This is a genomic window from Micromonospora sp. NPDC005197 (assembly GCF_040608295.1).
In the GTDB taxonomy this organism is placed as follows: domain Bacteria; phylum Actinomycetota; class Actinomycetes; order Mycobacteriales; family Micromonosporaceae; genus Micromonospora.
Map to the genome: position 1 here is coordinate 114,174 of NZ_JBEXHY010000006.1, position 12,752 is coordinate 126,925.

Annotated in this window: 12 protein-coding genes and 1 riboswitch; of the genes, 9 read left to right on the forward strand and 3 right to left on the reverse strand. The window is 73.2% G+C overall.

Annotated elements, in window-relative coordinates:
• The first annotated feature begins 7 nt into the window (after positions 1-7).
• Positions 8-1,741, forward strand: a complete 1,734-nt coding sequence (locus ABZU46_RS04720) for a hypothetical protein (RefSeq protein WP_354855105.1) — start codon at positions 8-10, stop codon at positions 1,739-1,741.
• A gap of 110 nt (positions 1,742-1,851) precedes the next feature.
• Here the strand turns inward: ABZU46_RS04720 and ABZU46_RS04725 are convergent, their stop codons facing one another.
• Positions 1,852-2,361, reverse strand: a complete 510-nt coding sequence (locus tag ABZU46_RS04725) for a GNAT family N-acetyltransferase (protein WP_354855106.1) — start codon at positions 2,359-2,361, stop codon at positions 1,852-1,854.
• Between the two features lie 99 nt (positions 2,362-2,460).
• Here ABZU46_RS04725 and ABZU46_RS04730 point away from each other — a divergent pair, with 99 nt between their 5' ends.
• Genes ABZU46_RS04730 through ABZU46_RS04745 form a run of 4 tightly spaced genes read left to right on the forward strand, consistent with a single transcriptional unit; the run spans position 2,461 to position 5,272 of the window.
• The gene (locus ABZU46_RS04730; RefSeq protein ID WP_354855107.1) at positions 2,461-2,712 is read left to right on the forward strand and encodes an acyl carrier protein; all 252 of its coding nucleotides are present in this window, start codon (positions 2,461-2,463) and stop codon (positions 2,710-2,712) included.
• On the forward strand, positions 2,709-4,004 hold the full coding sequence (locus ABZU46_RS04735) for an AMP-binding protein (RefSeq protein WP_354855108.1): 1,296 nt from the start codon (positions 2,709-2,711) through the stop codon (positions 4,002-4,004). Before ABZU46_RS04730 ends, ABZU46_RS04735 begins: the two co-directional genes overlap by 4 nt.
• Positions 3,997-4,752 (forward strand): SDR family NAD(P)-dependent oxidoreductase, encoded by a 756-nt coding sequence (locus ABZU46_RS04740; RefSeq protein ID WP_354855109.1) that lies wholly within the window; start codon positions 3,997-3,999, stop codon positions 4,750-4,752. The genes ABZU46_RS04735 and ABZU46_RS04740 overlap by 8 nt, the downstream gene beginning before the upstream one ends.
• Positions 4,736-5,272 carry a hypothetical protein gene (locus ABZU46_RS04745; RefSeq protein WP_354855110.1) on the forward strand — a complete coding sequence of 179 codons (537 nt, stop codon included), beginning with the start codon at positions 4,736-4,738 and terminating at the stop codon, positions 5,270-5,272. The genes ABZU46_RS04740 and ABZU46_RS04745 overlap by 17 nt, the downstream gene beginning before the upstream one ends.
• A 569-nt stretch (positions 5,273-5,841) precedes the next feature.
• Here ABZU46_RS04745 and pseI read toward each other — a convergent pair.
• Both pseI and ABZU46_RS04755 read right to left on the reverse strand, forming a co-directional pair.
• Positions 5,842-6,894, reverse strand: coding sequence for a pseudaminic acid synthase (gene pseI / locus ABZU46_RS04750; RefSeq protein WP_354855111.1), 1,053 nt, complete (start codon positions 6,892-6,894; stop codon positions 5,842-5,844).
• Positions 6,895-7,027: 133 nt separating this feature from the next.
• Entirely contained in the window at positions 7,028-8,212 is a 1,185-nt protein-coding gene (locus tag ABZU46_RS04755) for a glycosyltransferase (protein WP_354855112.1), read from the reverse strand.
• 247 nt (positions 8,213-8,459) lie between these two features.
• Between ABZU46_RS04755 and ABZU46_RS04760 the strand changes: the two genes are divergently transcribed.
• From ABZU46_RS04760 to ABZU46_RS04775, 4 genes are all read left to right on the forward strand, one after another.
• Positions 8,460-9,653 (forward strand): acyltransferase, encoded by a 1,194-nt coding sequence (locus ABZU46_RS04760; RefSeq protein WP_354855113.1) that lies wholly within the window; start codon positions 8,460-8,462, stop codon positions 9,651-9,653.
• A gap of 92 nt (positions 9,654-9,745) precedes the next feature.
• On the forward strand, positions 9,746-10,225 hold the full coding sequence (locus tag ABZU46_RS04765; protein WP_354855114.1) for a hypothetical protein: 480 nt from the start codon (positions 9,746-9,748) through the stop codon (positions 10,223-10,225).
• Between the two features lie 219 nt (positions 10,226-10,444).
• Entirely contained in the window at positions 10,445-11,215 is a 771-nt protein-coding gene (locus ABZU46_RS04770) for a hypothetical protein (protein ID WP_354855115.1), read from the forward strand.
• A gap of 285 nt (positions 11,216-11,500) precedes the next feature.
• A riboswitch (cyclic di-AMP (ydaO/yuaA leader) is annotated at positions 11,501-11,641 on the forward strand.
• A 232-nt stretch (positions 11,642-11,873) separates the two neighbouring features.
• Positions 11,874-12,716, forward strand: coding sequence for a C39 family peptidase (locus ABZU46_RS04775; protein WP_354855116.1), 843 nt, complete (start codon positions 11,874-11,876; stop codon positions 12,714-12,716).
• Positions 12,717-12,752 lie beyond the last annotated feature (36 nt).

Here is a 12,752-nt window from a genome sequence, read left to right on the forward strand (position 1 = left end):
GGCGTTGATGACATCCGGCAGCGACGTGATGGAACGGCCCGCGGTCCCGACCGGGACACCGCCCGCGACACCCGCGCGCCGGTGGCTGATGCCGCTGCTGCTGTTCGTCGGCTGGGTGCTCAGCGTCGCCTGGCGGATGTGGCTGTCGCGGCACATCGCACTGCCGATCGCCCACACCGACGAGGACAGCTATCTGAACACCGCCCGCGCCCTCGCTGGTGGACCGGGCGGGTTCAGCAGCGAGAACGACCTGCTCCGCCGCGTCGGCTACCCGATGCTGATCTCGCCCGCGTTCCTCGGCGACCGGGACTTCACCGACAGCTACCGGCTGGTCCAGCTGATCAACGCGATGGTCAACTCGGCGCTGCTGCCACTGGCGTACCTGCTCGGCCGGCGGGTGCTCCGACTGCCCCGCGCGTCCGCGCTGCTCGCGGCGGTGGTGGCGGCCACGCTGCCGGCCACCGCCTTCTACGCCGGTGTCGCCATGATCGACACGGTGATGGCGCCGCTGGTGGTCGCCTGGCTGCTCGCCGTACACCGTTGGATCGAGCGTCCCGGCCCGCTCGCCGCGGCCACCGTCGGCCTGCTGGTGGGCGCGTTCCACCTGCTGCACTCGCGCGGCCTGGTGATCGTGGCGGTGCACGCCGGGCTGGTCCTGCTGCTGTTCGTCCGCCGCCGGATCACCGCCGTCGCGGTGCTCGCGGCGCTGCTGCCGGTGTTGGCCATGGCGCTGGTCAACGAGGCCGGCATCCACGTCCTCGGCGACAAGGTCTACCTGTTGGGCAGCACCCCGGGCGGCGGCACGGTCGCCGCGGTCGCCTCGGGGCAGGGGGTGGTCCGCGTCGCGGCGGCCGTCACCACCCAGCTCTGGTACCTCGTGGTGATCACGTTCGGCCTGGCCGGGGTCGCCTGGGCCGCCGCCGTCCGGGAACTGTGGCGCCCGCGCCACGGCGACGCCATCCGCTGGACGATGGGTGTGGCGGTGGTGGTCACTGTCGGGGTGGCCGGCGGCGCGTCGGTGATCCTCGCCGGGATCACCGGCAAGCCGCTGGACGCGATCTACGGCCGCTACGTGCAGATGCTGGCCCCGTTCTGGCTCCTGGTCGGGCTCGGCGTGCTGCTCACCGCGGAGCGTCGGGTGGTGCTGCGCCGGGCGGCGGTCGCGGTGGGCCTGCTGGTCGCCGGTGGCGCGTTGGTCGCCGTCCGCCTCGCGTACGTGGCCAGCCGGGGGCACTCGCTGCGCTACGGCGGCTTCGGGGCACCGGACCTGATGGCGTTGACCGGCGGCTGGCGGGAGATGCGCCCGGTGGTCGGGTCGCTGCTCGGCATCGGCGCGTGCGTGCTGCTCGTGGCCGCGGTCCGGGTGCCCCGGCTGCGGTTGCCGGTGCTCGGCGCCCTGGTCGTGGTCAACCTCGTCACCATGCAGGTGATCGACCAGCGGCTGGTGCGGCCGATGGCGGCGAGCACCGCGCCGACCCCCCGGGTCGCCGACGTCGGGGTACGCCCCGGCGAGCGCGTCTGGGCCTCCACCGGCGTGCACTACATCCTGCGGTTCAATCTCAGCCACCAGGTGACCTGGACCGATGTGCGGTGGTTCCGCGAGCAGCCGCCCGCGGCCGCGCAGGTGGTGTTCACCCGCTGGGCGCCCGGCCAACCGGACGACTGGGACGGCGCGAAGTACGGCTTCGTCCGGCTCGGCGGCAACGCGCAGCAGCACTGGGCGGCCTGGCGCCGAATCTGACCCGTGGACCCCTTCCGCCCCGGTGGACATCGGGTTTCGTGAACGGCGGATGTCCACCGGGCGGACGGGCGGTTAATAGTGTCGGGCCGGTCCGGAAATTGCGCCGACAATCAGCGCTGGCGGCGGTCCTCGCGCGCCAACGAAATCGGGATGACGGTGATTTCCCGACCCTCGGACAGTTCCTGTCGCGGTGTGCCCTCGACGAATCGGAAACGCCGGTTCATCTGCCGCACCACGGTGTTGTGTTCCAGCACCTCCCCGTCGAGCCGCGCCAGGTGCAGCCCGTCGAAGGCGTACTCCACTGCCTCGGACATGACCCCGAGCCAGGCCGGCAGCGTCTCGCCCCGCTCGGCCAGCCCGTCAGCGTCCAGATAGAAGCCCCACGCGCCGGTACGAGGGCCGTCCAGCCGCAGGTCGAAGAAGGTGACCACGCCGCAGGGCCTGTCGTCGCGGACGTACACCAGCACCCGCCGCGTCGGGTCGTCGCGCACCGCCGACCACCACCGGGCGTGCTCCTCGGCGGTGATTTCGTGGCTGGTCTTGCTGACCTGACGGTTGGTTTCCTGATTACGCCAGGACAACATCAGATGAACGTCGTCCGCCGTCGCTTCGCGCAGCACGTGCTCTCGCTTTCCTGTCTGTTCACGTCCGGTCGGAGCACCTTACCCGGGCCTACCGGGAAAGCAGTTATCCATTCGCTGGGTTGTAGACTCCGGCGCATGAACGAATTGAGTCGCGCGCAGATCCGCGACCTCATGGCTCAAGTGCTGAAGAACCAGGACAAGGAGCTGCCCGCCGACGACGCGGCGCAGCTGCGGGACATCGGCTTCCGGTCACTGGACTTCTCCGAGCTGGCCCTGCGGGTGGAGGACGAGACGGGGGAGGAGCTCAACTTCGACGCCCCTGGCCTGCGCCGCATCGCCACCGTCGGCGACGTCCTCGACTTCCTCGTCGAGCTCCAGCAGCAGTGACCGTCGCGACACCCCGTCCGGCCGCCGCGGGCTCAGAGCCGGCCGGCGTCGACAACCGCCTCGTCGTCGGCGGCGCCCCGCTGACCTGGCGGACGTTGCCGACGCCGACGCTGCCCGACCCCGCCGCGGTGCTGGCGCACTCCGCCGGGCACGCGCTCGCCGCCGCGCGGCAGCACGCCGTGCACGGCACCGAGCTGCTGCTCAGCACCGCGAGTCGGGTCGACGCGACGATGCGCGCCGAGCTGCTGGACGCCGGGTTCACCGTCGCCGTCCTCGACGACGACGGCGCGCATCCGAGCATGCCGACCCACCCTCGGGCCGCCGAGCCCGGCCGGCTGTGGCTGCTCACCTCCGGGTCGACGGGCCGCCCCAAGCGGGTCGGCCACACCCTCGACACGCTGACCACCGTGCGGGCCGACCAGCCCGACCGGACCTGGCTGTGCCCCTACGCCCCCGGCACGTACGCCTGGTGGCAGGTGGTGACCCTGTCGCTGACCCAGCCCGGTCAGCACCTGGTGGTGGTCGAGCCGGACGAGCTGGACGACTGGCCGGCGGTCGCGGCCGCGCACGGGGTCGACGCCGCGTCCGGCACGCCGACCTTCTGGCGGCGCACCCTCTACCGGGACGCCGCCGCGCTGGCCCGGGTGCCGCTGCGCCAGCTCACCCTGGGCGGGGAGCCGGTGGACCAGGCGATCCTGGACCAGCTGCGGGACGTCTTTCCCGCCGCCCGGATCTCCTGGATCTACGCGTCCTCGGAGGTCGGAGCGTCCATCGTGGTGCACGACGGGCGGGCCGGGTTCCCGGTCGAGTGGCTGGACCGGGAAACCGCGGGCCGACCCACCCTCTCCGTCCACGACGACGAGCTGGTCGTCACCTCGCCGTACCACGGGGCCGGGTTGGCCGGCCCGGTCCGCACCGGGGACCGGGTGCAGGTGGTCGACGGGCGGGTGCTGATCACCGGCCGACTGGACTCCGACGAGATCAACGTCGGCGGCAGCAAGGTCTCCGCCGGTGTGGTCCGCGGCGTGCTGACCGGGCATCCGAACGTGGCCTGGGCCCGGGTCACCGGCCGCCGGGCCCCCGTGCTCGGGCGGATGGTGGTCGCCGACGTGGTCCTCACCCCGGCCGTCGCCGACGGCCTCGCCAACCCGGCCGACCCTTCCGTCAGCGTGCCGGACGAGGCGGCGCTGGTCCGCTGGTGTGCCGACCGGCTGCCCGAGCACGCGGTACCCCGCAGGATCCGCGTGCTGTCCGAGATTCCCGTCAAGGAGACCCTGAAGAGCGATGTCTGACCCCGCCGACACCCAGCTCGTTCCCCCCAGCTCAGTGGTCCTCGTCTCCGGCGGTTCCCGAGGGCTGGGCCTGGCCATCGTCACCGACCTGCTCGACGCGGGCGTACGGGTGGCCGCGTTCGCCCGTACCGTCACCCCGGAGCTGGAGAAGCTCGCCGCCGAGCACCCCGACCGGGTGCACGTCGGCTCGGTCGACGTCACCGACCTGCGTGCCGCCCAGGGCTTCGTCCGCGAGGTGGAGCAGCGTCTCGGCCCGATCGACGGCATCGTCAACAACGCCGCCGTCGGGCAGGACTCCCTGCACGTGCACACCGCCACCGACGACATCGCCCGGATCATCGAGACCAACCTGACCGCGCCCCTGCAACTGACCCGGTTGGTGATCCGCCGGATGCTCGGCAAGGGCCTGCGGGGGCGGATCGTCAACATCACCTCGATCTGCGCGCAGCGCGGCTTTCCGGGCCTGGTCGCGTACTCGGCCACCAAGGGCGGCATGGACGCCGCCACCCGCTCGCTCGCCCGGGAGCTCGGTGGCCGGATGCTGGTCAACGCGGTCGCGCCCGGCTTCTTCGCCTCGGAGATGTCCGCCGTGCTCGGCCCGACGCAGCTCGACCAGATCGTGCGCCGCACCCCGTCCGGCCACCTGACCGAGCCGGTGGAGGTCGTACCGGTGGTGCGGATGCTGCTGCGTGAACACACCAACATCAACGGCCAGGTCATCGTGGTAGACGGTGCCGCCTCCATCTGACCTGCGGCCGGTACTGCCGCCGGCGCCCGGCCCGGTCGACGCTGGCCCGGTCGACGCTGGCCCGGTCGACGTTGGCCCGGCCGCGCCGCCGCCGTCGTCCGGGACGGCACGCCCGGTGCCGGGACTGCTCGCCAGCGCCGAACGGCATCTACGGATCGGTACGCCCGCCGAGCTGGCCGACGCGACGACCCGCAGTCATCTCGACGACGGACGCTGCGTCGGCTGGTACGGCCCGCTCGTGCCGGGCTGGCGCGCGGCCATCGACGCGGAGCGCGCCGACGCCCCGGTGCCCCCGGCACTGGCCCGGCGCTTCGGCGCGGGTGACTTCTGGGCCCGGTGGACCCGGGCCGAGTGCTGCTGCAAGTTGGCCGACGTGCCGATCGCGACCTGGTGGCGCCGGCACGGCCTGGGCACTCCGGTGGACGGCACCATCCTCTGGCGCACCCTGCGCGTCGCCGACCTGGTGGTCACCGTCGGCTTCGCCCCCCGCCAGTCCGCCGGACCAACCGACCGCGACTGACGCTCGGGACGCCGCAGCTGTCGGCCTGTGTCGGTGGCGTCGCGGCTGTTGGTGTTTTGCCGGTGGCGCCGCAGGTGTCGGCGTGCGTCGGTGGCGTCGCGGCCGTTTGGTGTTTTGCCGGTGCTGCCGCGCGGCTGTCGGCGTACGGCGGTGATGCCGCGGCTGTCGGTGTGCGGCGGTGATGCCGCAGTTGTCGGTGTGCGGCGGTGATGCCGCAGGTGTCGGTGGTGCCTGTCGAGCTGCCCCGAATATGGGGCAGTACCGGGAGCACACGCCATGCCCCACCTTTGGGGCAGCTCGACAGGACGCAAACAGGGTCGTGCCCGGCGGATCGTGGCCGCTCGCCATGTGTGGCGCAGCCCGGCGCCGGCCGGCCTGGCCCAACCCCGCCGGCATCAGCCCAGGCCCGCGGCTGTCAGCCCAGGCCCCGCCGCTGTCAGCCCAACCCCGCCGCTGTCAGCCCAGCTTCGCCGGCATCAGTCCTGCAAGCCAGCTCAGTCCTGCCAGCCCGGCTCGACCGGAGCCAGCTCAGCCCAGCCACACGGTTGAGCTGAGCCGGGCCGGGTCGGTCAGATCAGGTCCCAGCTGAGCGGGGTACCGCGCGGAACGTCGGTGGCGAAGGTGCGGCCCAGCACCCGGTCGATCTCCACCGGAGCCAGCCCACCGGCCGGCCGGATCGACCGGACGTTCCGTGCCGTCACCGGGTCGCCGGCCCGGACGTCCTCGACCACGAACAGCGAACGGCGGAACCGCAGCCCCTCCCGCTCCGCAGGGGTCGGGCCGATCGCGGTGCCGCCCAGCGCCGCGTACGCGCGGCCCGACTCGGCGACCAGCGCCGTCAGCTCCGCCGGGTTCAGCGAGAAGTCCGAGTCGACGCCGCCGTCGGCCCGGTCCAGGGTCACGTGCTTCTCGATGAAGCAGGCGCCCAGCGCCACCGAGGCGACCGCCACGCCGATCCCGGGCGTGTGGTCGGAGAGCCCGACCGGGACGTCGAACGCGCCGGCCAGCACCGGCAGGCGGCGCAGGTTGCTGTCGGCGGGCGGCGCCGGGTAGGACGCGGTGCAGGCCAGCAGGACGATGCCCGCCGCGCCACCGTCGCGGGCGGTCCGCACGGCGGCGTCGATCTCGGCCACCGTCGCCATCCCGGTCGAGATCACCATCGGCTTGCCGGTGCTGGCCACCAGCCGGATCAGCGGCAGGTCCACCAGCTCCGACGAAGCGATCTTGTACGCCGGCGCGTCCAACGACTCCAGCAGCTCCACGGCGGTCGCGTCGAACGGTGACGAGAAGACCGTCAGCCCCCGCTCGCGGGCCCGGGCGAAGATCGGGGCGTGCCACTCGTACGGAGTGTGCGCCCGCTCGTAGAGGCGGTACAGGTTCTCCCCGCCCCACAGCTCGTGGCCGCTGGAGATGCGGAACGCCGGGCTGTCGACGTCGATCGTGATCGTGTCCGGCCGGTACGTCTGGAGCTTGAGCGCGTGCGCCCCGCTCTCGGCCACCGCGTCGACGATGGCCAGCGCCCGGTCCAGGTCGCCGTTGTGGTTACCGGACATCTCGGCGACCACGAAGGGTCGCTCCCCGGCACCGACCGCGTGCGGTCCGATCTTGATCGTCGCCGTCATTCCGACCTCTGCTCAGGGACGCCCGCACCGGGGTGCGGTGGTGCTGTCGTCGTCCACCCGACGGGCTGACGACCTGGAAAACTCCGGCGCCGGGAGCCGACGTGGCTCCCGGCGTGCGGTGCGGTGCGACGGGTCACGACAGGCGGCCGCCGGCCAGCGCGTCCGACCGGTCCGGGGTGACCTCGGCGGCCGTGTGCCCGGCGTCCGACGTGCTCGCGGGCGCCGCCGGTCGGGAAGGGTCGTCGTCGGCCGGCGGCGACCCGGTGCTCGCGTCGGCGCCACCGGCCGGGCCGGGCCGGCGCAACCGACCCGCGACCCGGTGCGCCTGCCGCAGCGCCGAGTACGCCAGCCAGTCACCGCGCCCCACCAGGCGGTGCTTGAGCCCGGTCACGCCCGAGGGCATCGGGTAGCCGCCGGTGGGCAGGTAGCGGCGGTAGTGCTCGGCGACCCGGTGGAAGAAGGCCCGCCGCAGGTGCGGGTGCAGCCGGTCGTCGTTGCCGACCACCACCAGGTAGTGGTTGATCATCAGCTGGAACAGCTCGGCCTGCAGGCCCTCGTCCGGGTACCGGCGGTTGACCCAGTCCATCAGCCGCTCGTACTGGCTGAACGCGTCGAAGTGCCGGCCGCTGCGGGTGGAGGTGATGGCGCCCTGGCGGCCCTGCCGGTACAGGTAGCAGACCCGGTCCAGCACGGAGATCTTCTCCGCGCCGATCAGCAGGGGGTGGCTGAACGGGATGTCCTCGTACCAGCCGGGGAAGAAGCGCAGCTCCAGCTCGTCGAGGAAGGCTCGGCGTACCACCTTGTTCCACGCGGTGTGCTGCACGCGCAGCAGCTGCGGCTGGTCGGCCAGGCGGGCCACGCCCGGTACCCCGCGCAGCAGGTGGCTGCTCGCGTCGACCTCCCGCCGGCCGTCCTCGTGCACCCGCAGGTGGTCCAGCATCAGCACGTCGGGCTGGTGCTCGCGCAGCCGGTCCAGCACCGCGCCGATCGTGCCCGGCGGCAGCCAGTCGTCGCTGTCGACGAACCAGACGTACCGGCCGGTGGCCACGTCGAGGCCCGCGTTGCGGGCCAGGCCCAGACCCACGTTCTTGCTCAGGTGTACGACGCGCACGCCGTCGCGGCCGGCGACGTAGGACCGCAGCATCGCACCGCAGCCGTCCGGGGAGGCGTCGTCGACGGCGATCAGCTCGACCGCGTCCGACTCACCCGCTGGGATGTCCGCCCGGATCGACTCGAGGCACTGGTACAGGTACGCCTCGACGCCGTAGACGGGCACGACGATGCTCAGCAGCGGCGCGTGCGTCGGCTCATTGACCACGTCGCCACCTTTGACGACGCGGGTGGCCAGCCCCGGAACCGCACGTGGCCGAGGACTGTGGAATCCCTGAACACCCGCGAAGCGGAAGGTTAACAACGGCGGCCCGGTTCACCCGGGAGTGACCCGGTAGGGTGCCTCGGTGCGGTCCTGCCGGGCCGTCGCGGGCGTCGCCGTCGCGCCGTCCGACGCCGCGCGCCGAGGAGGAGACGTACGTGCTGGTGACCCTGCGAAGCGTCGGGACCCCGGCATGACGAGCACCACCGACGCGCCGGCCGCGCCGCCCGCGCCCGCTGTCGCCCGGCTGCCCTCACTGACCGGGTTGCGGTGGATCGCCGCGTTGCTCGTCTTCGGCTTTCACGCCGGGACGATGCGGATCATCGCCGAGCCGGACTACAAGGCGGTGGTCGACGGGCTGTTCACCCTCGGCCTGTCCGGGGTGCAGTTCTTCTTCATCCTCAGCGGCTTCGTGCTGGTCTGGTCGGCCCGCCCGGGCGACTCCCGGGCAGCCTTCTGGCGGCGGCGGGTCGCGAAGATCTATCCGAACCACCTGGTGCTGTGGGCGGCCGCGCTGCTGGTCGCCTGGTGGTTCGCCGACCCCGTCCTGCCGGCGGCCGCCCTGGAGAACGTGCTGCTGTTGCAGGCGTGGGACCCCCGGCCGGGCTGGTTCTACAGCATCAACACGGTGAGCTGGTCGCTGTCCTGCGAGTTCTTCTTCTACCTGTGCCTGCCGCTGGCGCTGCCCCTGCTGCGCCGCGCCCGGCCGTCGGTGCTCTGGACGCTGATCATCGCGCTGCCGCTGCTGATCCTCGCGCTCTGGCCGGCGCAGCACCTGGTGCCCGAGGTCAGCCGCTGGTGGTTCACCCAGGTCTTCCCGCCGGTGCGGTCGCTGGAGTTCTGGCTGGGCGCGGTGGCGGCGGAACTGATGCTGCGCGGCCTCTGGCGCGGGCCGCGGCTGACGGCGGCCACCGCGATCTTCGTGGTCACCTGGGTGACCGCCGCGCAGTGGATCCCCGCCCAGTGGTGGACCACGCTGCTCGCCATCGCGTACCTGCTGGTGATCACCGCTGCCGCCGACGCGGACGTGCGAGGGCGGCGCTCGCCGTGGCGCTCCCGCCCGCTGGTCTGGCTCGGCGAGGTCTCCTTCGCCTTCTACCTGGTGCACGTGCTGGTCATGACGAGCGTGCTGCGGCTCAGCGGCGACTGGGGGACCGGCTTCCGGGGCTGGCGCGGCCCTGCGGTGGTGCTCGGGTTCCTGCTGGTGAATCTGGTGCTCGCCGGGCTGCTGCACCGCTACGTCGAGACCCCGATGATGCGCCGGCTCGCGCCGCGCCGCCCGAAGCGGCCGTCGGCCGTCCCTCCACAGCGCACCGGCGACACCGACGACCGGGCCCCCGGCGCAGGCCGGACCGACGAACGATCGACGTACGCCGACTCGCGCTGACCCATCCGCCCAGGCCGGACGCGGTCGGCGCGGCGTGAGCCGACACGCCCGGCGTCGATGCGCACGGCCGCCGTCGGCGGTAGCGTGGGGACGTGCTTCCGGTCGCGCTCACCTGTCCCCTGTGGTGGGTGGCGCGCTGGGCGACACGGGTGCTGACCAGCCTCGCCGTCATCGCCGCCCTCGCGCTCGGCGCGACCACGGCCCTTCCGGGGTCGCCAACGCCGGCCGCCGCGGCGACGTCCGCCGTCGAGCCGCCCGCGTCGCCCGACCGACCCGCCGCCGTGACCAGCACCGGGCCCGCGACGTCCATCGTCGACGACGACCAGACCGCCGCCCGCGACAGCGCCGCCCAGGAGCGGGCAGCCCGCGACAGCGCCGCCGTTGACGAGTCCGCCGCGGCGTGGTCCGCCGACCCGCAGCCCGCGCTGCACGACACTTCGCGCACCCTGGTCGCCACGTCGACCGGTGTGACGCCGGGGCGGGCGGTCTCCGAGCGGTCACCCCGCGCCGACAACCCGGCCGCCCGCGCTCCCCGGGCCCCACCGGAGCACCCAATCACTGCGGGTCGCTGACCGCGCACCGGCTCCTGACCCGCACCGGGTCACTGACCTCCGCGCCGGCCACTGACCACCGCACCGGCTGCTGAGCCGCCTCGCCGCAGCGCCGAGGCCCCGAGCCGAGCGTCCCGCCAAAGCACCTGTCGACACACCAGTCCGTACCAGCCGACCCGCGGGTCACCGACCCTCGTGCGGCTTCCCCGTCGCAACGCGCATTCTCCCGAGGTGCCGACCATGGAGACCGTCGTCTTCTACCAGTTCCTGACCGAGGTGCCCCAGGCCGCCGCCATCTGGTCGGCCCTGTTCCTGCTGGCGCTGACCGTTCTCGCCGTGCTGGTCGCTCGTCCCGAGCCGGACTCGGCCGCCTCCGAGCCGACGCCGCCGCCGCCCACCGCCCAGGAGGTGGCCGCCGCCGAACTCGCCGACCTGCGCCGCTACGCCGAAGAGGTGGCCGTGGCCGCGGCCCGCGCGGCGCAGACGGCCCGGCGACGACGCGCTGACTGGCTGATCACTCAGGAAGAGGCGCAGGCCGCCTGGTCCCGGTACGACGAGGCGGACACCGCAGCCCGTCGGTTCGCCACCGCCGGGGCGCTGCCGACCCCACGTACCCCGCACACCCCGGCCGAGTACGCGGCCCGGGAGCGCTACCTGCACCGTGCCGCGATGGCGGCGCACTGGCGCGGCGAGTTGACCATGACTCAGCTCGGTGACGTGTTCGGGCACCGGCGCGGCTGGGATCCCCGCCGGCACCCGGTCGAGCAGGAGGTGCTGCTCAGCCGGGCGACCCGTGACGCGAGGCTGGCCGAGCACCGGGCCGCCGACGAGCGGGAGCGGTCGGCCTGGCGGGACGCGGAGCTGGCCGCCGAGTCGGCACGCACGCTCGCCGAGGAGGCGTACGCGGCGGCGGTCCGGTTGTGGCCGAACCCGCTGCCGTCGCGCCGTACGACGACCCGGGCGTCGCGTTCGGCGGTCGTGACACGCTGGCGTCCGGCCCGGGTCGGTTGAGCCCGATCTGTTATGTGAGGCCCGTCACGGACGATGGAAATCGGGCGACCGGCACCATCGGCGGCCAATGTTCGCGCGATTGTGGCGGCGTTGCCGGCAGCCTGTCCGGTTGTCGCCCGTCGGCGCCTCCGGAACCGGTTGTCCCATCGAGTCACGTCAGCGGCAATACGCGCAGAAATTGGTGCGCCAAACGATGTTTACGCAGGTGGGCGTGGCTTGGCAGGGTCCGCACCGGCCAGTACTGTCGTGCTGTCCGGTGCGGTAACCGATCGCAGGAGGCGACGCCGTGCCGACCCGCTCAATCGTGATCTACGAACCGGGGACCCACAGTAAGTCCGGGGTGAATCCGCGAGCCACGGCCCGCGGTAGGGCGATCTTCCCGCCCGAATCCGTCAGCTAACCCGGTAGGCGGTGACGGAAGGAGTTCCATCCTCGTGCAGCACCTTTCCACCCCTCGGTTGTTCCCCCGCCTCCACGGCGTCGCGGCGCCCCCGCTCATCCGCCTTGTGACGGTGAGCTGACCCCCCGGGTCGCCGCCTTTCCCGCCCGGCCGCGCCGGGCGTTCCCCTGAGCGGTTCACCATCCGCGGACCACGGTTCGCGCGCTGGCGCCTGCCCGGATACCGGCCGAGCCCGGTGTGCCGCTCACCCCCCGAACCGTGGAGGACCCCGTGAAGCACACCCTGCAGCGTCAGCTCCGTCGCCTCGCGACCGAGCGCCCGTACCAGATCGTCGCGGCCTCCGCCGCGGCCCTCGCGATCGCCACCACGACCGGCGCCCTGCTCGCCGGCGCCGACGGCGCCCCGGCCAGCGAGCACACCGCGACCACAGTCGCCGAGATGCGCAGCGACACCATCGCGTCCCGCGACCAGGCGCGCGTCGCGTCCCCCTCGGCCGCGCCGAGCACTGCCGCCCCGGCCACCAGCGCCGCGTCGCCCGCCGCGAAGGCCACGAGCAACCCGGACCTCACCCGTAAGCCGACGCCGCCGAAGCCGCCCGCGACCAAGGTGCTCGACTACGACTACGAGGCGCAGAACACGTACTACAACTGCGGCCCGGCGGCCACCCGCAACGCCCTCAGCGCCACCGGCATCGACCGTACGCAGGAGGAGCTCGGCGCCGAGCTGGGCACCACCGAGATGGGCACCAACTCGGCCGAGGACACCACCCGGGTGCTCAACGCCGAGGTGAAGGGTTCCCCGTACCAGACCCGGATGTTCGCGGGCACGCCCAGCCCGGCGCAGATGGACCGCCTCCAGGCCGACGTCGTCAAGGCCATCACCGACGGCCGGGGCGTGGTGGCCAACGTCGTCGGCGACGCGACCGACACCAATGGCGGCTGGCACTCCTACGGCGGTGGGCACTACATCGCCGTCGTGGGCTACAAGGACAACGGCCGGACCGTGCGGATCGCCGACTCGGCGAACGCGGCCGACCCGGCGTACTGGATCACCACGATCGACCTGGCCAACTGGATCGCCACCCGGGGCTACTCCGCCTGACCCAGGCGCTGACGCCCACGACGCCGCGGGCGCCGT

Excerpts from the sequence above, each read along its gene's own strand:
- ABZU46_RS04730 (WP_354855107.1), top strand. The coding sequence starts at position 2,461 with ATGAACGAATTGAGTCGCGCGCAGATCCGCGACCTCATGGCTCAAGTG.
- pseI (WP_354855111.1), bottom strand. The coding sequence starts at position 6,894 with ATGACGGCGACGATCAAGATCGGACCGCACGCGGTCGGTGCCGGGGAG.
- ABZU46_RS04760 (WP_354855113.1), top strand. The coding sequence starts at position 8,460 with ATGACGAGCACCACCGACGCGCCGGCCGCGCCGCCCGCGCCCGCTGTC.
- ABZU46_RS04720 (WP_354855105.1), top strand. The coding sequence starts at position 8 with ATGACATCCGGCAGCGACGTGATGGAACGGCCCGCGGTCCCGACCGGG.
- ABZU46_RS04740 (WP_354855109.1), top strand. The coding sequence starts at position 3,997 with ATGTCTGACCCCGCCGACACCCAGCTCGTTCCCCCCAGCTCAGTGGTC.
- ABZU46_RS04770 (WP_354855115.1), top strand. The coding sequence starts at position 10,445 with ATGGAGACCGTCGTCTTCTACCAGTTCCTGACCGAGGTGCCCCAGGCC.